The sequence below is a fragment of the Streptomyces sp. NPDC057638 genome (genome assembly GCF_042800315.1).
Classification (GTDB): Bacteria; Actinomycetota; Actinomycetes; order Streptomycetales; family Streptomycetaceae; genus Streptomyces.
Window position 1 is genome coordinate 1 of the sequence record NZ_JBHVHF010000052.1, and the last position, 17,112, is coordinate 17,112.

Genomic DNA, 17,112 nt, shown 5'->3' on the forward strand with positions numbered 1-17,112 from the left:
GAATGGCGTCAGATCATGTCCGACATGTTCGGCTACCCGGTTCACATTCCGAAGAGCCATGAAAGCTCCAGCTTCGGCGCCGTCGTGCTCGCTATGTACGCCGTAGGCGCGCTGGAGCGTCTGGAGGACGTGAACAAGCTCATCCAGGCGTTCCAGGATCAGCTCCCTGGCCCGCCCCGCGTCCGCCTGGCCACGGGTGGCCTTCATGACGGCGCCGACCAGCGCGCCCACGGCCGCCACCTTGCCGCCGCGGATCTTGTCCGCGATGGCGGCGTTCTGGGCGATGGCGTCATCGACGGCGGTGCCGAGCGCGCCCTCGTCGGAGACGACCTTCAGCCCGCGCTTCTCGACGACCGCGTCCGGGTCGCCCTCGCCCGCGAGGACACCCTCGATGACCTGGCGCGCCAGCTTGTCGTTGAGGTCGCCGGAGGCGACGAGCGCGGTCACCCGGGCGACCTGGGCCGGGGTGATCGGCAGCGCGTCCAGCGCGCGGCCGGACTCGTTGGCGCTGCGCGCCAGCTCGCCCATCCACCACTTGCGGGCCTGGTCGGCCGGGGCCCCGGCGTCGATCGTGGCGACGATCAGATCGACCGCGCCCGCGTTGAGGATCGACTGCATGTCGTGCTGCGACAGCCCCCAGTCCTCGCGGAGCCGGTTGCGGCGCAGCCGGGGCAGCTCGGGCAGGACCGCCCGCAGCTCCTCGACCCACTCCCGGGACGGGGCGATGGGGACGAGGTCGGGCTCCGGGAAGTACCGGTAGTCCTCGGCCTCCTCCTTCACCCGGCCGGAGGTGGTGGAGCCGTCGTCCTCGTGGAAGTGACGGGTCTCCTGGATGATCGTGCCACCGGACTCCAGCACGGCGGCGTGCCGCTGGATCTCGAACCGGGCGGCGCGCTCGACCGAGCGGAGCGAGTTGACGTTCTTGGTCTCCGAGCGGGTGCCGAACCGCTCGCTGCCCTTGGGCATCAGCGAGAGGTTGACGTCACAGCGCATCTGGCCCATCTCCATGCGGGCCTCGGAGACACCGAGGGCCCGGATGAGCTCACGCAGCTCGGCGACGTACGCCCGCGCGACCTCGGGGGCGCGCTCACCCGCCCCGGTGATCGGCTTGGTGACGATCTCGATCAGCGGGATACCGGCGCGGTTGTAGTCCAGCAGGGAGTGGGACGCGCCGTGGATACGGCCGGTGGCACCGCCGACATGGGTCGACTTGCCGGTGTCCTCCTCCATGTGGGCGCGCTCGATGTCCACCCGGAAGACCTCGCCGTCCTCCAGCTGGACGTCCAGATAGCCGTTGAAGGCGATCGGCTCGTCGTACTGCGAGGTCTGGAAGTTCTTCGGCATGTCCGGATAGAAGTAGTTCTTCCGGGCGAACCGGCACCATTCGGCGATCTCGCAGTTCAGCGCGAGGCCGATCTTGATCGCGGACTCGACGCCGATGGCGTTGACGACCGGGAGGGAGCCGGGCAGACCAAGGCAGGTGGGGCAGGTCTGCGTGTTGGGCTCGGCACCCAGCGTGGTGGAGCAGCCGCAGAACATCTTGGTCTTGGTACCGAGTTCGACATGGACCTCCAGGCCCATGACGGGGTCGAAGGAGGCGAGCGCCGCCTCGTACGACACCAGTTCAGTGACGGTCACGGTGAAACTTTCCCTCTCAGCCCAGCAGGACGTCGTCGTCGCCGATGCGCTTCAGCTCGCGCAGCAGCAGGGCGATGCCGGTGACGATCGCGGCGCCGGTGATGGCGGCGTCGAGCAGCTTGAGCGTGTCGTGCTCGCTGCGTGCCTTCTTGACCTGCTTGACCACGCCGAGGGCGCCGAACGCGGTGGTGCCGATCGAGAGGTACGTACCGGTCTTGGACTTCTTGAAGCCCTTGGCCTTGGACAGTGCGCTCACAGGGACGGTGCCTCCTCCAGCAGCGGATGACCCCACTGTTCCACGAAGGCGGCCTCGACGGCGGCTCCGACCGTGTACAGCCGGTCGTCCTTCATGGCGGGGGCGATGATCTGGAGGCCGACCGGGAGGTTGTCCTCCGGCGCCAGTCCACACGGCAGGGACATCGCCGCGTTGCCCGCGAGGTTGGTCGGAATGGTGCACAGATCGGCCAGGTACATCGCCATCGGGTCGTCGGCGCGCTCGCCGATCGGGAAGGCGGTGGTCGGGGTCGTCGGCGAGACGATCACATCCACCTGCTCGAACGCCCGGTCGAAGTCCTGCTTGATCAGCGTGCGGACCTTCTGCGCGCTGCCGTAGTACGCGTCGTAGTAGCCGGAGCTCAGCGCGTACGTACCGAGCATGATCCGGCGCTTGACCTCGTCGCCGAAGCCCGCGTCACGGGTGAGCGCGGTGACCTCCTCGGCCGACTTCGTCCCGTCGTCACCGACGCGCAGGCCATAGCGCATGGCGTCGAAACGGGCGAGGTTCGAGGAGCACTCGGACGGCGCGATCAGGTAGTACGCGGAGAGCGCCAGGTCGAAGGAGGGGCAGTCCAGCTCGACGATCTCGGCGCCCAGCTCCTTGAGCAGGGCCACCGCCTCGTCGAAGCGCTGCACGACACCGGCCTGGTAGCCCTCGCCGCGGAACTGCTTGACCACGCCGACGCGCATGCCCGCGACGCTGCCGTTGCGGGCGGCCTCGACGACCGGCGGGACCGGGGCGTCGATGGAGGTCGAGTCCAGCGGGTCGTACCCGGCGATGACCTCGTGCAGCAGCGCCGCGTCCAGCACCGTACGGGCGCAGGGACCGCCCTGGTCCAGCGAGGAGGAGAACGCCACCATGCCGTAGCGGGAGACCCCGCCGTACGTCGGCTTGACGCCGACCGTGCCGGTGACGGCCGCGGGCTGGCGGATCGAACCACCGGTGTCGGTGCCGATCGCGAGCGGCGCCTGGTACGAGGCGAGCGCGGCCGAGGAGCCACCGCCGGAGCCACCCGGGATCCGGGTCAGGTCCCAGGGGTTGCCGGTCGGGCCGTAGGCGCTGTTCTCGGTGGAGGAGCCCATGGCGAACTCGTCCATATTGGTCTTGCCGAGGATGACGACACCGGCCTCCTTCAGCCTGCGCGTCAGGGTGGCGTCATACGGCGGCAGCCAGCCTTCGAGGATCTTGGAACCGACGGTGGTCGGCACGCCCTCGGTGGTGAAGATGTCCTTCAGCGCGAGCGGGACACCCGCCAGGGGGCCCAGCTTCTCGCCCGCGGCGCGCTGGGCGTCGATGGCGCGGGCCTGGGCGAGCGCGCCCTCACGGTCGATGTACAGGAAGGCATGGACCTTCTCGTCGACGGCCTCGATCCGGGCCAGATGGGCCTCGGTGACCTCGACGGCGGTCAGCTCGCCGGAAGCGATCTTCGCGGCGATCTCGGCCGCGGTGAGCTTGATGATGTCCGTCATGGCGGTCTTAGTCCTCCCCCAGGATCTGCGGCACCTTGAAACGCTGCTGCTCCTGGGCCGGGGCGCCGGAGAGCGCCTGCTCGGGGGTGAGCGACGGACGAACCTCGTCCGCCCGCATGACATTGGTCAGCGGCAGCGGGTGGGAGGTCGGGGGCACGTCTTGGTCGGCGACCTCGGCGACGCGGGCGACCGCGCCGATGATGTCGTCCAGCTGACCGGCGAAGTGGTCGAGTTCGTCGCCGGACAGCTCCAGGCGTGCCAGCCGGGCGAGGTGGGCGACCTCCTCGCGCGTGATGCCAGGCATGCAGCGATCCTCTGGGTGAGTGTGTGTGGTTTGGCCCAATCCTATGGGTCCCGCGCCCCTCCCCGCGCCGCGCCCTGCCCCTGCCGGGCTCCCTGTCCCTGTCCGGGGACGGGCCGGGCCCGCGCCGGAGGCGACCTGGCCGCCGCCGCACCGGGCCCGCGCCCGCGTGGTGGGCGCGCCGCAGCCCCCTGCGTCCGGACCACGCCGAGTGCACCCGCGTACGGGGGGTGCGGGTCCGTCGCCGGGAAGGCCGGGTGCGGGGCTGGGTGACGGGAACGCCTGCCCGGCAGGGGGTTGCCCGTGTGCCCACCCTCCCCCAGGCCTGCGCCTGGGAGGTGCCCCCACCCCAAGCCTCCGGCCGGGGGGACCCCCACCCCAGGCCTGCGCCTGGGAGGTCAGGGGACGGCCTGGCCGGAGGGTTCGTCGGCGTCGGAGGGCTCACGCGGGCGGGCCTGCCGGTGCCACCCGCGCTCCCCCCTCGCGCGCAGCCACGCCGTCGTCTCCTGCGGCGGCATCGCCGCCGCCACCAGCCATCCCTGCACCGCGTCACACCCCAGGTCCCGCAGCCGCCCCCAGGTCTCGTCGTCCTCGACGCCCTCCGCGACCACCAGCAGCCCCAGCGAGTGGGCGAGGTCGACGGTGCAGCGGACGATCTCCGCGTCCTCGTTGTCGACGGCGAGGCGGGCGACGAAGGAGCGGTCGATCTTCAGCTCGCTCACCGGCAGCCGGCGGAGGTGGACCAGGGAGGAGTATCCGGTGCCGAAGTCGTCCAGCGACATCTTCACCCCGTGGTCGGTGAGTCCGGCGAGGGTGTCGGCGGCGCGCTGGGGGTCCTCCAGCAGGACGTGTTCCGTGATCTCCAGCTGGAGCGCCCCGGGCGGGACCCCGTGCCGGGCGAGCCGGGCGGCGACGGATCCGGCGAAGCCCGGGGTGTGGACGTCCCTGGGCGAGACGTTGACGGCGACCGGCACCATCAGGCCCTGCGCCCGCCACTTGGCGACCTGGGCGAGCGCCGTGTCCAGGACGTACTCGGTGAGGTGGGGCATCAGGCCGGAGGATTCGGCGATGGCGATGAACTCGTCGGGTGGGACCCGGCCCCGGTCGGGGTGGACCCAGCGGACCAGGGCCTCCAGACCGGCCACATGGCCGTCGAAGCGCACCTTGGGCTGGTAGTGGAGTTCGACCTCGCCCGCGTCGAGCGCGCGGCGCAGGTCGCCGAGGAGGCCGAGGCGGTCGGGGGTGTTGCTGTCGCGCTTGGACTCGTACACCTCGACTCCGGTGCGGTCCCGCTTGGCCTGGTACATCGCCACGTCCGCGCGGCGCAGCAGTCCCTCGGCGTCCAGCGCGTGCTCGGGGAAGACGGCGACTCCGGCGCTGGCCTCCAGGACCAGGGTGAGCCCGTCGAGGTCGAGCGGGGAGGAGAGTCCGGCCGCGAGTTGGCGCGCGACGCGCTGCGCGCTGGTGATGGAGTCCGCCGTCGGCAGCAGGACGGCGAACTCGTCGCCGCCGAGGCGGGCCGCCTCCGCGCCCCGGGGCAGGGCGTGCCGGAGGCGGTGGGCTATCTGGAGCAGCAGCCGGTCCCCCGCGAGATGGCCGAGAGTGTCGTTGACGGAACGGAAGCGGTCCAGGTCGATCAGGACGAGCGCGGCCCGGGTGCCGTCGTTCTCGGCGTCCTCCAGGGCCGCCCAGGTCCGCTCCAGCAGCCACTGCCGGTTGGGCAGCCCGGTCAGCGGGTCGCGGAGCTGTTCCTCGGCGCGGGCGCGGGCGATCCACAGGGTGGAGTCGAGCGCCATGAGGGGGACGGCGAAGAGCGGCAGCAGCAGGGGCAGGGCGATGGCGACGACACAGATCAGCGGGGCGATGCCGAGGAGGGCGAGGGCGACGAGGCCCTGGCGGAGCAGGGCGGTGCGCGCGACGGTGGGCAATCCGCCGCCCTGGGGCGCCAGCACGTACCACAACAGGGTACGGGTGACCAGGAGATAGGCCGCGGCGGCGAGGACGATCTCGGGCGCCGCCCCGATGCCCCAGTCGAGTGGCGCCCAGGGGCGCTCCACGCTCGGGGACGCGCCGAGCAGGGAGAGCACCAGCGCCGCGGCCCCGACGCCGAGGATGTCCACGGAGCCATGGAGCACCCCGTGGCGCCAGCGGTGTCTGCGGGCGGTGCCGACGAGCGCGACCACGGCGAGGCTCACCAGACCGGCGGGAACCCAGCCGTAGAGGAGGAGGACGGCGAAGGTGAGGACGGCGCCGGAGCCGGTCCCGCCCCACCAGCGGTCGCGTCCGAGGGCGACCAGATGGCCGACGACGACGGCGGTGAGGGCCGCCAGTGCCCAGCCCGCCGTGGCGGCGGGGAACAGGGCTCGGCCCTCACGGATCGCGCCGCCGATCCCGGTGGCGAGGACGAGTGCGGCTCCGGTGACAACGGCGGCGGGCAGGCCCGCCGTCATGCCCGCGAGGCCGGCAAGGGCCGCGAATCCACGCGGCCGTGGGACCGGTGCGGCGCTCTCGGTCGGTTTCATTCCCGTCCCTCTCACAGCCGGCGGTGCCGATGCCTCGCGATGATTCCTTTGTCATGCCACCACGACGGAAATCCCACCACTCAGCCGTGCACGACAGGGGCACGTCTCAACAGTAGGTGGCGGGGCGCTCCGACGGGCCGCGCATTACTGCTCTTGCCCGAATGCGACCCGGCCACCCTTATCCAACTGCTATGCGCCGAACGGGTGACCTGTACCAGTCGTTCCACGGCTGTCAAGGGCGTCTTGTTCTCGCCCCGCGCGCCCCTCGCATGCTCATCCACGCGCCCCTGCCGACCTCCCCTCACTCCCCCGCGGTCACTCCTCCATCGGCACAGCGGCCTCACGCGCCGCGTCAGGCCCTTCGTTGAGAAGAATCACCAGCCCGTCCTCATTCAGGACCGGAACCTTCGCCTGCATCGCCTTGTCATATTTAGAGCCGGGATTCTCTCCCACTACGACAAATCCCGTCTTCTTAGAGACAGAACCGGTCACTTTTGCGCCGAGGTTCTGAAGGGCCTCTTTTGCGCCATCCCGGGTGAAGTTCTGCAAGGTGCCCGTCACCACGACCGTGACCCCTTCGAGTGGCCGCGGTCCGCGGTCCTCTCCGGCACCCTCCTCTTCCAGCCGCACCCCGGCCCGCGCCCACTTGCCGAGGATCTCCTCGTGCCAGGGCTCGGCGAACCACTGCTTCAGCGAGGCCGCGATGATGCCGCCGACCCCGTCGGTCGCGGCCAGTTCCTCCTCGGTCGCCTGTCTGATGCGGTCGATCGAGCCGAACTCCCGGGCCAGTGCCTCCGCCGCCACCGGACCGACATGGCGGATGGAGAGCCCGGTGAGGATCCGCGCCAGCGGGCGGGTCCGGGCGGCGGCGATGTTCTCCAGCATCGCCACCGCGTTCTTCTTCAGCTCGCCCTGCTGGTTGGCGAAGACCGTGACGATCTTCTCCTCACCGGTCTTCGGGTCGCGCTTGGGCAGCCCGCTGTCCTGGTCGAGGACGTACGCCGTGATCGGCAGCAGCTTCTCGGGCGTCAGGTCGAAGAGGTCGCCCTCGTCGGCGAGCGGCGGCTCGGCGGGCTCCAGCGGCTTGGTGAGCGCCGCCGCCGCCACATAGCCGAAGTGCTCGATGTCCAGCGATCTGCGGCCCGCGAGGTAGAAGAGGCGCTCCCGCAGCTGCGCCGGGCAGGAGCGGGCGTTGGGGCAGCGCAGATCGACATCGCCCTCCTTCATGGGCTTCAGCGGTGTCCCGCACTCGGGGCACTCGGCGGGCATCACGAACTCCCGCTCGGTGCCGTCCCGCAGCTCCACGACCGGGCCGAGGATCTCGGGGATCACATCACCGGCCTTGCGGATCACCACCGTGTCCCCGATGAGCACCCCCTTGGCCTTGACCACGTCCTGGTTGTGCAGCGTGGCGAACTCGACCTCGGAGCCCGCCACCGTCACCGGCTCCACCTGGGCGTAGGGCGTGACCCGGCCGGTGCGCCCGACCCCGACCCGGATGTTCACCAGCGTGGTGTTGACCTCCTCCGGCGGGTACTTCCAGGCGATGGCCCACCGGGGCGCGCGGGCCGTGGAGCCGAGGCGGCCCTGGAGCGGGATCTCGTCGAGCTTGACGACGACGCCGTCGATCTCGTGCTCCATGGAGTGGCGGTTGTCGCCGTAGTGGGCGATGAAGGCGCGCACGCCCTCCAGGGAGTCGACCACCCGGAAGTGCCGCGAGGTGGGCAGGCCCCACTCGCGCAGCAGCTCGTAGGCGTGCGACAGGCAGTCGATGTCGAAGCCCTGCCGCGCCCCGATGCCATGCACCACCATGTGCAGCGGCAGCGTGGCGGTGACCCGGGGGTCCTTCTGGCGCAGCGAGCCCGACGCCGAGTTGCGCGGGTTGGCGTACGGCTGCTCGCCCGCCGCCACCCGGCGCGCGTTCAGCTCCTCGAAGGCGGCCATCGGGAAGTAGACCTCGCCCCGGATCTCCACCAGCTCCGGGACGCGGTCGCCGCTCAGCCGCTCGGGGATGTCGGCGATGGTGCGGATGTTGGGCGTGATGTCCTCGCCGACCCGGCCGTCGCCCCGGGTCGCCGCGCGGACCAGCCGGCCCTTCTCGTACGTCAGGTTCACGGCGAGGCCGTCAACCTTCAGCTCGCACAGGAAGTGGAAGTCCGGGGTGCCGACCTCGCGCTCGACCCGCTCGGCCCAGGCGGTCAGCTCCTCCTCCGTGAACGCGTTGTCGAGCGAGAGCATGCGCTCCCGGTGCTCGACCTTGGCGAGGTCGGTCTCGTACTGACCCGCGACCTTCTGCGTCGGCGAGTCAGGGGTGCGCAGCGCCGGATAGCGCTCCTCCAGCTCCTCCAGGGAGCGCAGCAGGGTGTCGAACTCGCCGTCGCTGATGACGGGCTGGTCCTTCACGTAGTACCGGAAGCGGTGCTCCTCGATCCGCTCGGCGAGCACGGCGTGCCGCTCCCGTGCCTCGGCGGGCAGAGCGGGATCGCCCTCCCCGGCCAGGCCCGGCGCGCCCGGCTCAGCAGCCATGCCCGACAGGTCCGCCTGGTCTGCCTGACCTGTCCGGCCTGACTGGTCCGCCTGGTCCGTACGCTCTTCGCCAGCCACCGTTTCGTCCTTCCGTCTACCCAGCACCCATTACTCAGGGTTGTCCGCGAGAGATCGCGCGGCCCGGACGCAGTGGGCGAGCGCGGTCCGCGCGTACGCCGGGGAGGCGCCCGCGAGGCCACAGCTCGGAGTGATCACCACGGACTCGGCCAGAGTCCCCGGATTCAGCCCCAGCCTGCGCCACAGCGTCCTGACACCCATGACGCTACCCGCCGGGTCTGACAATGCCGTGTCGGTGGAGGGGACCACGCCCGCGAGGAGGGTCGTCCCGCCCTCGACGGCCTCTCCGATGGCATCCTCATCACGCTCGGTGAGCAGGGCGGCGTCGAAGGAGACAGCGGCGGCACCGGCACGGCGCAGCAGCGCGAACGGGACGCCCGGGGCGCAGGAGTGGATGACGACGGTCTCCTCCCCGATCACCTCGCGCAGGGTGGCCTCGACGATCTGGCGGTCGACGGCGCGGTGGGTGCGGTAGCCGCTGGCGGTCCTGATCCGGCCGGCCAGCACGGCGGTCAGCGAGGGCTCGTCGAGCTGGAGCGCCACCCGGGCACCCGGGACCCGGCGGCGGACCTCGGCGAGGTGCAGCCGCAGCCCCTCGGTCAGCGAGGCGGCCAGATCGCGGCAGGCGCCCGCGTCGGCGAGCACGGACTCCCCGTTGCGCAGCTCCAGCGCGGCGGCGAGCGTCCAGGGGCCGACGGCCTGGACCTTCAGCGGCCCCTCGTACCCCTGGGTGAACTCCTCCAGGGCGTCGAGGTCCTCGCCGAGCCAGGAGCGGGCCCGGCGGGTGTCACGGCCGGGCCGGTCGCTGATCCGCCAGCCGCTGGGCTCCACGTGCGCGTTCATCTCGACGAGCAGGCCGAGGCTCCGGCCGATCATGTCCGCGCCCGGTCCCCGCGCGGGCAGTTCGGGCAGATGGGGGAAGTGCTCGAAGGACCCGGTGACGGTCCTCGCGCTCTCCCGGGCGTCACCGCCGGGCATGGATCCGACCCCGGTGGCGGGGCCCCAGACGAACTCGTTCTTCTCACTCACCCCGGAAGCGTACGCGGCGCCGCCGACAGCGCCCCGTACTCCCCGGCCGGTGGGCGGGCGCCCACCGGCCGGCGGGGCTCAGCGCCCGGGACGGACGGTCAGGTCCTCGATCTCCGCGTCGCGCGGCAGGTCGATCGCGGTGACGATCGCGGTCGCCACCGACTCGGGGTCGATCCAGCGGGACGGGTCGTAGGCGCGCCCCTCCTGCGAGTGGACCTTGGCCTGCATCGGACTGGCCGTACGGCCCGGGTAGACCGAGGTCACCCGGACGCCCTGGGGGTGCTCCTCGGCGCGCAGGGAGTCGGCGAGCGCCTTGAGGGCGTGCTTGGAGGCCGCGTACGCGCCCCACTCGGCACGGGCGTTGAGACCGGCGCCGGAGTTCACGAAGACCACGTGCCCCTGGGCGGCGCGCAGGGACGGCAACAGCAGCCGCGTCAGCTCGGCGGGAGCGATCAGATTGGTGTTGAGCTGCTGGTGCCAGGTCTTGGGCCGCAGCTCGCCGATGGGTCCGAGGTCGACGATGCCCGCGATATGCAGCAGGGAGTCGAGCCGGTCCGGCAGCTCCTGGTGGGAGAAGGCCCAGGAGATGCGGTCGGGGTCGGCGAGGTCGGCGACGAGGGTGCGGGCGCCGGGGTGCAGGCCCGCGAGTTCCCGCGCGCGCCCGGCGTCGCGGGCCAGCAGGATGAGGTCGTCGCCGCGGTCGTGCAGCCGACGCGCGACGGCGGCGCCGATGCCGGAGCCCGCGCCGGTGATCAGGTGTGTTGCCATGGCGCTTATGCTCGCACCCGGCCGGTCAGGCCCGCGCCCCGGTGCCGGGCGCCGCGGCGGACTCCTCCAGGTAGTCGAGCGCGGCGCGCGGGTCCTCGGCGAAGAAGACCAGCTCCCGCAGTGGAACCGGCAGGAAGCCCTCCGCCTCCATCCGCCGGAACTGCTCCTTCAGTCCGTCGTAGAACCCGGCCGTGTTCAGCAGCACCACCGGCTTGGTGTGCTTGCCGTGCTTCTTCAGCTCCAGGATCTCGGTGGCCTCGTCCAGCGTTCCGGTGCCCCCGACCATGACCACGACGGCGTCGGACTTGGCCAGCAGCAGCGCCTTGCGCTCCGCGAGGTCCCGGGCGATCACCATCTCGTCGGCGTCCGCGCGCGCCACATGCGACAGGAAGTCCACGGAGACGCCCACGAGCCGGCCGCCGCTCTCCTGCACGCCGTCCGCGACGACCTTCATCAGACCGCTCTCCGAGCCGCCCCAGACCAGGGTGTGACCGGCCTTGCCGAGCAGTTCGGCGAAGTCACGGGCGGGGCGGGTGTAGCGCTCGTCGAGGTCGGCGGCGGAGAGAAACACGCAGATGTCCATGGCCCCACCGTACGGGGCGCTGCATCCCGTACCGACCGCGCCCCAGAGGCCCGCCACCAGGAGGAACACACTCCTCCGGGAGGAACGCGCCGCTAGGGCAGCACGCCCGGGCGCGCCACCTGGTGACGCGTCCGCCTGGTGGGGCGCGGGGCCTGACGACACAGGGACCTGATGACACACGGGTCAGGCGACGCGCGGACCAAGTGACACACGGGTCAGGTAACGCGCGGACCTGGTGACGCGCGGCGCGGAAGGAAGCGGACAGAACACGGCGCGGAAAGAATCTTGGGCGGACCGCGATGAGTTCGGCGCACCGCGACCGTCACCACTCCTATGGACAACACGATCCGGACGCTCGACGAGGCACGGTCGGCCGACGGCACACGCATCGTGTACGAACGGCGCGGCGATGGTCCCGCGCTGGTACTGGTCGGCGGTGCCCTGGGTACGGCCGCGAACGACGAACCGCTCGCGGCGCTCCTCGCGGCGCGCTTCGCGGTCCACATCTACGACCGGCGCGGGCGCGGGGCGAGCGGGGACACGGCCCCCTACGCCGTGGAACGCGAGATCGAGGACCTGGCCGCCGTCGTGGCGGCCGCCGGGACGGACGTCTCGGTCCACGGTCTGTCGTCGGGCGGCGGGCTCGCGCTGCGGGCCGCGGCCGCGGGCGTCCCGATCGGCCGGCTGTCCGTGTACGAACCGCCGTTCAACCCCGTCGCCCGGATCGGCCAGCGCCCGGCCGCCTCGGTGCGCCACCTCACCGAACTGGTCGCGCGAGGGCGGCGCGCGGCGGCGCTGAGTCTCTTTCTCACAGAGGCGGGCATGCCCGCCGACACCCTGGCCCGGCTCACGCACACCCCGCTCTGGGCCGAACTGGAGGCCGTGGCGCACACCCTTCCGTACGACCACGCGGTCATGGGCAACGGCGCGGTCCCCACCCGGCGGCTCTTCCGGGTGGGCATCCCGGTGATGGTCGTCGACGGGGGCGCCAGCCCGCCGTGGACCCGGGAGGCGGCCCGGCTGGTGGCCCGCGCGCTCCCCCGTGGCCGCCATCGCACGCTCACGGGCCAGACCCATGAGGTGGCGCCCCATGTGCTGGCGCCGGTGCTGGAGGAGTTCTTCGCCGAGGGGTGACACCCGGGCTCAGGACGGGCGCGGACGCCGTACGGAGTCGGATACGACACCTACCCGAGGGGCCCGGGACCCGGGTCTCACGGCCCGCGGGACCCGTGAGGCGCGAGGCGCTCACCGGGGCGCGAGGGCCTCCGCCGCGCGTCGCGTCGTCGTGGCGATCGTCGCCGAACCGACCACCCTCGTACCGTCGTACAGCACGATCGCCTGGCCGGGGGCGACCCCGCGCACCGGCGCGGCGAAGGCCACCCGCAGTTCGTCACCGACCACGGCGGCGCTCACCTCGGTCTCCCCGCCATGGGCGCGCAGCTGCGCGGTGTACGTCCCCGGGGCGGTCGGGGCCGCGCCGCACCAGCGGGGCCTGATCGCGGTCAGGGCCATGACGTCGAGCGCGTCGGCGGGGCCCACGGTGACCGTGTTGTTCACCGGGGAGATGTCCAGGACATACCGGGGCTTGCCGTCAGGGGCGGGGTGCCCGATCCGCAGCCCCTTGCGCTGGCCGATGGTGAAGCCGAACGCGCCGTCGTGGGTCCCCAGCTTCGCGCCCGACTCGTCCACGATGTCCCCCTCGGCGGTACCGAGGCGGGAGGCGAGGAAGCCCTGGGTGTCCCCGTCCGCGATAAAGCAGATGTCATGGCTGTCGGGCTTCTTCGCCACCGCGAGACCCCGCCGCTCGGCCTCCGCGCGGATCTCGTCCTTGGTGGTGAGGGTGTCACCGAGCGGGAAGAGCGCGTGCGCGAGCTGGCGCTCGTCGAGCACACCGAGGACATAGGACTGGTCCTTGGCCATGTCGCTGGCGCGGTGCAGCTCGCGGCCGCCGTCGGGGAGGGTCACCACCGTGGCGTAGTGGCCGGTGCACACCGCGTCGAAGCCGAGCGCGAGCGCCTTGTCCAGCAGCGCCGCGAACTTGATCTTCTCGTTGCAGCGCAGACAGGGGTTGGGGGTGCGGCCCGCCTCGTACTCGGCGATGAAGTCCTCGACCACGTCCTCACGGAAACGTTCCGCGAGGTCCCACACGTAGAACGGGATGCCGATCACGTCGGCCGCCCGGCGCGCGTCGCGGGAGTCCTCGATGGTGCAGCAGCCGCGCGCGCCCGTACGGAAGGACTGCGGGTTCGCCGAGAGCGCCAGATGCACACCGGTCACGTCATGGCCCGCCTCGACGGCTCGGGCGGCGGCGACGGCGGAGTCCACTCCGCCCGACATCGCGGCGAGGACACGGAGCGGGCGCTGAGAAGTCTGAGTCATAGCCCTCCCAGGGTACGGGTCCGGGAACCGGGGACCGGCGCCTGGCGTTGAAGAGCGCATGGGAAGCGAAGGACAGCGCCGTCACGGCGCCGGCGGAGGCGGACGGCCGATCAGCCGCAGGGGGGCGCTCATCGGCGGCGCCGCGGTGGTCGTCGGCGGCGGGGCGCTGGCCCTCCAGGACCAGCTGCGGCGGCTGTGGTGGCAGGTGCCCGGGGTGTCGAGACCGCGCGAGGAGGGTGAGCTGGATCACCCCGGAGCGCGGTGGACGGCGGCGTCGCCCGCGAACTGGCGGCTGGCCGACCGGCCCGAGGACTTCCGTATCGACCGGGTGGTCATCCATGTCGTGCAGGGCAGCTTCCCGACGGCGCTCCGGGTCTTCCAGGACCCCGAGCACGGGGCGGCCACCCATTACGTGGTGGGCAAGGACGGCCGTGTCGCGCAGATGATCCGCGAGCTGGACGTGGCCTTCCACGCCGGGAACCGCGACGTCAACGAGCGCAGTATCGGGATCGAGCACGAGGGATTCGTGGACCGGCCCGAGGACTTCACGCAGACCATGTACCGGTCGTCGGCGGCGCTCACCGCCGGGATATGCGTGCGGTACGGGATACCGGCGGACCGGGAGCACATCATCGGGCATGTGGAAGTGCCCGGCACCGACCACACCGACCCGGGACCGCACTGGGACTGGGACCGGTATCTGCGGCTGGTGTCGGCGGCGCTGCCCGCGGCACAGCGGGCCCGGACGGCGGGCGCGAGCGCGCCGCCCGCGGCGGGATAGCGGGCTGGGGACAGCGCGCTGAGGCCGGGGGCGGACGGGAGCCCGGCACACGGCCCGGACACCCCACCCGGCCCGGACAGGACGCCCCGGGCTCTCAGGGGCGGGGATCCGGGCTTCAGAAACGGGACCTGGCTCTCAGGGGCGGGGTTGCGGGCCCTCAGGGACGGGATCCGGGCTCAGGGACGGGCTTCCGGGCCCTCAGCTCAGACCGGCCGTCCTGGCCCGCTCCACGGCGGGGCCGATGGCGGCGGCCACCGCCTCCACATCCGCCCGGGTGGAGGTGTGGCCGAGGCTGAAGCGCAGGGTGCCGCGCGCGAGATCCGGATCGGTGCCCGTCGCGAGCAGCACATGGCTGGGCTGCGCCACCCCGGCCGTGCAGGCCGAGCCGGTGGAGCACTCGATGCCCTGCGCGTCCAGGAGCAGCAGCAGGGAGTCCCCCTCACAGCCGGGGAAGGTGAAGTGGGCGTTGGCCGGAAGCCGGTCCTCCGGGTCGCCACCGAGGATGGCGTCCGGCACGGCGTCGAGGACGGCCGCGACCAGCGCGTCCCGCAGACCACCGATCTCCCGTACGAACTGTTCCCTGCGCTCCACCGCCAGCCGTCCGGCGACCGCGAAGGCCGCGATGGCGGGCGCGTCCAGGGTCCCGGAACGCACATGCCGCTCCTGGCCACCGCCGTGGAGCACCGGCACGGGCGTGTAGGCGCGGCCGAGGAGGAGCGCGCCGATGCCGTAGGGGCCGCCGATCTTGTGGCCCGACACGGTCATCGCGGCCAGCCCGGAGTCGGCGAACCCGACATCGAGCTGCCCGACGGCCTGGACGGCGTCCGAGTGGAGCGGGACATCGAACTCCCGCGCCACGGCGGCCAGCCGCTGGATCGGCATCACCGTGCCGATCTCGTTGTTGGCCCACATCACGGTGGCGAGGGCCACATCGGTGGGGTCGCGCTCGATGGCCTCGCGGAGCGCCTCGGGGTGGACCCGGCCCTGGGCGTCCACGGGCAGGTACTCGACGGTGGCGCCCTCGTGCTCGCCGAGCCACTCGACGGCGTCGAGGACGGCGTGGTGCTCGACGGGGCTCGCCAGTACCCGGGTTCTGGCGGGGTCGGCGTCACGGCGCTGCCAGTAGAGGCCCTTGACGGCGAGGTTGTCCGCCTCGGTGCCGCCCGAGGTGAAGACCACTTCGCTGGGGCGCGCGCCGAGGGCCTCGGCGAGGGTCTCGCGGGCCTCCTCGACGGTGCGGCGGGCCCGGCGTCCGGCGGCGTGCAGTGCCGAGGCGTTGCCGGTGACGGTGAGCTGGGCGGTCATCGCCTGGACGGCCTCCGGCAGCATCGGAGTCGTCGCGGCGTGGTCGAGGTAGGCCATGGTGGCCCCGATTCTACGAGGCGGGGTGTCGGCGCCCCGGCCCAGGGAGCCCTCGCTGGCCGGACCCCGCCCACCCGGCTGCCGGAACGGTGCGGAGGGGGACCGCCGCCGCACCCGGTTCACCGCGAGGCCGGACCACCCGGGGAGCCGGGCACGGGCCGGGTGCCACGGACCGGGTGCCGTCGGGCACGGACCCGAGGTCCGCGGCATCGGCGAACGGCTGGCGCACGGACGCCGGACCGCGCCGTACGCACGGGTACGGCGTCCGTACGGCGTACGGCGTACGACATATGCCGGGTCAGCGTCGGCGCAGCCGGTCGGCCAGGTGGGTGATGTGGGCCCGCCAGGAGGCGAGGGCCGGTTCGGGGGCGGTGCCGGTCGGCAGGGCATGGGTCAGCACCAGCCGGGGGCCGTGGCCGGTGCCCTCGGTGAGCAGCCAGCGGACCTCGCCGCCCGTACGGGAGGTGTAGGCGAGCCGCAGCGGAGGACGGAGTTCGGTGATCGGGCCGGTCGGGGCCTCGGGGATGGTGAAACCGCGCGGGGCGGGCGCGCCGAGCAGGGGCGTCGAGGGTCCGGCCAGCTCCGCCCAGACGGTCTCGGCGGGGCGTACGAGCTGCCGCTCGAAGCGGAGCAGCGGGCGGCCGTCGGCCGTCTCCCCGACGGTGCCGCCGTCGAGGTGGAAGTGGTCGCTGTAACGCTCGTGGAGGGCGCCGGAGGTGTCGCGGGCGGCGGTGACCTCGGTGCCGTCGAGGAGCTGGGCGAGGGCGGTGAGGCAGCCGTGCCAGCCGGAGGCGTAGCTGGCGGCTCCGTAGTGGTCGGCGAAGGTATGGGTGAGGGTGAGCAGCGCCCCCTTAGACAGGTCGGACGGGTCGGACGGGTCGGACGGGTCGGACGGGTCGGACAGGGGGGTGATCTCCCAGCGAAGCTGGTCATCGCCCCAGGTGAAGGCGTAGAGCCGGGGCTCGGCGACCTCGGTGACCGTGCCCGTCATGGCGGGTTCGCGCTCGGCCGCCGGGGCACCGGCGCCGGTCTCCGTACCGGTCCCGGTGCCCGTCGCGGGGTCCGTCGCGGGGTCAGGGGGGAAGTAGAAGCCGATCTCCCCGCCGGGGCGGGGGTCGGCGCGCATCTCGGCGGGGAACCAGCGGGCGACCAGGTCCGGTCGGGTGAGGGCCTCCCAGATCCGCGCCGGGGGATGCGGGAGGCGGCGCTCCATATGGAGCGCGGTCAGCCCGTCGGGGGTACGGCTGAGCCGGTCGGAGGGGAAGGTCATCGGTCACCGCCCTCCGTCGTGTCGACGCGGTCCCGGAGCCGGGGTTCCGGAGCCGCGGTCCCGGAGCCGGGGTTCCGGAGCCGCGGTCCCGGAGCCGGGGTTCCGGAGCCGCGGTCCCGGAGCCGGGGT

14 protein-coding genes are annotated in these 17,112 nt (G+C 72.6%); 2 read left to right on the forward strand and 12 right to left on the reverse strand.

Translation table 11 applies throughout. From position 1 onward, the window contains the following. From gatB to ACFVIM_RS10405, 9 genes are all read right to left on the reverse strand, one after another. A partial coding sequence (gene gatB, locus ACFVIM_RS10365; protein WP_384300262.1) for an Asp-tRNA(Asn)/Glu-tRNA(Gln) amidotransferase subunit GatB occupies positions 1–1,638 on the reverse strand: 1,638 nt, incomplete at its 3' end. A gap of 16 nt (positions 1,639–1,654) precedes the next feature. Next, entirely contained in the window at positions 1,655–1,894 is a 240-nt protein-coding gene (locus tag ACFVIM_RS10370) for a hypothetical protein (protein WP_384300263.1), read from the reverse strand. Continuing rightward, positions 1,891–3,384, reverse strand: coding sequence for an Asp-tRNA(Asn)/Glu-tRNA(Gln) amidotransferase subunit GatA (gene gatA, locus ACFVIM_RS10375; RefSeq protein ID WP_384300264.1), 1,494 nt, complete (start codon positions 3,382–3,384; stop codon positions 1,891–1,893). The genes ACFVIM_RS10370 and gatA overlap by 4 nt, the downstream gene beginning before the upstream one ends. 7 nt (positions 3,385–3,391) lie before the next feature. Next, on the reverse strand, positions 3,392–3,688 hold the full coding sequence (gatC, locus tag ACFVIM_RS10380; RefSeq protein WP_003955854.1) for an Asp-tRNA(Asn)/Glu-tRNA(Gln) amidotransferase subunit GatC: 297 nt from the start codon (positions 3,686–3,688) through the stop codon (positions 3,392–3,394). A 395-nt stretch (positions 3,689–4,083) separates the two neighbouring features. Beyond that, a complete protein-coding gene (locus ACFVIM_RS10385) occupies positions 4,084–6,207 on the reverse strand; it encodes a putative bifunctional diguanylate cyclase/phosphodiesterase (RefSeq protein ID WP_384300265.1) in 2,124 nt (707 codons plus the stop codon). A 315-nt stretch (positions 6,208–6,522) separates the two neighbouring features. After that, positions 6,523–8,733: an NAD-dependent DNA ligase LigA gene (gene ligA / locus ACFVIM_RS10390; RefSeq protein WP_384300285.1), complete on the reverse strand. Its 2,211-nt coding sequence runs from the start codon at positions 8,731–8,733 to the stop codon at positions 6,523–6,525. Positions 8,734–8,841: 108 nt separating this feature from the next. Further along, positions 8,842–9,840 carry a methionine synthase gene (locus ACFVIM_RS10395; RefSeq protein ID WP_384300266.1) on the reverse strand — a complete coding sequence of 333 codons (999 nt, stop codon included), beginning with the start codon at positions 9,838–9,840 and terminating at the stop codon, positions 8,842–8,844. A 78-nt stretch (positions 9,841–9,918) separates the two neighbouring features. Beyond that, entirely contained in the window at positions 9,919–10,608 is a 690-nt protein-coding gene (locus ACFVIM_RS10400) for an SDR family oxidoreductase (protein WP_384300267.1), read from the reverse strand. A 25-nt stretch (positions 10,609–10,633) separates the two neighbouring features. Beyond that, on the reverse strand, positions 10,634–11,191 hold the full coding sequence (locus ACFVIM_RS10405) for a TIGR00730 family Rossman fold protein (protein WP_384300268.1): 558 nt from the start codon (positions 11,189–11,191) through the stop codon (positions 10,634–10,636). Between the two features lie 333 nt (positions 11,192–11,524). Between ACFVIM_RS10405 and ACFVIM_RS10410 the strand changes: the two genes are divergently transcribed. Further along, on the forward strand, positions 11,525–12,325 hold the full coding sequence (locus tag ACFVIM_RS10410; RefSeq protein ID WP_384300269.1) for an alpha/beta fold hydrolase: 801 nt from the start codon (positions 11,525–11,527) through the stop codon (positions 12,323–12,325). 111 nt (positions 12,326–12,436) lie between these two features. Here ACFVIM_RS10410 and mnmA read toward each other — a convergent pair whose 3' ends face one another. Then, positions 12,437–13,570, reverse strand: coding sequence for a tRNA 2-thiouridine(34) synthase MnmA (gene mnmA, locus ACFVIM_RS10415; protein ID WP_384300270.1), 1,134 nt, complete (start codon positions 13,568–13,570; stop codon positions 12,437–12,439). 58 nt (positions 13,571–13,628) lie between these two features. Here mnmA and ACFVIM_RS10420 point away from each other — a divergent pair, with 58 nt between their 5' ends. Further along, the gene (locus ACFVIM_RS10420; protein ID WP_384300271.1) at positions 13,629–14,351 is read left to right on the forward strand and encodes an N-acetylmuramoyl-L-alanine amidase; all 723 of its coding nucleotides are present in this window, start codon (positions 13,629–13,631) and stop codon (positions 14,349–14,351) included. A 198-nt stretch (positions 14,352–14,549) separates the two neighbouring features. Here the strand turns inward: ACFVIM_RS10420 and ACFVIM_RS10425 are convergent, their stop codons facing one another. Then, positions 14,550–15,713 carry a cysteine desulfurase family protein gene (locus ACFVIM_RS10425; RefSeq protein WP_384300272.1) on the reverse strand — a complete coding sequence of 388 codons (1,164 nt, stop codon included), beginning with the start codon at positions 15,711–15,713 and terminating at the stop codon, positions 14,550–14,552. A gap of 298 nt (positions 15,714–16,011) precedes the next feature. Further along, a complete protein-coding gene (locus ACFVIM_RS10430; protein WP_384300273.1) occupies positions 16,012–16,983 on the reverse strand; it encodes an SRPBCC domain-containing protein in 972 nt (323 codons plus the stop codon). Positions 16,984–17,112: the final 129 nt, after the last annotated feature.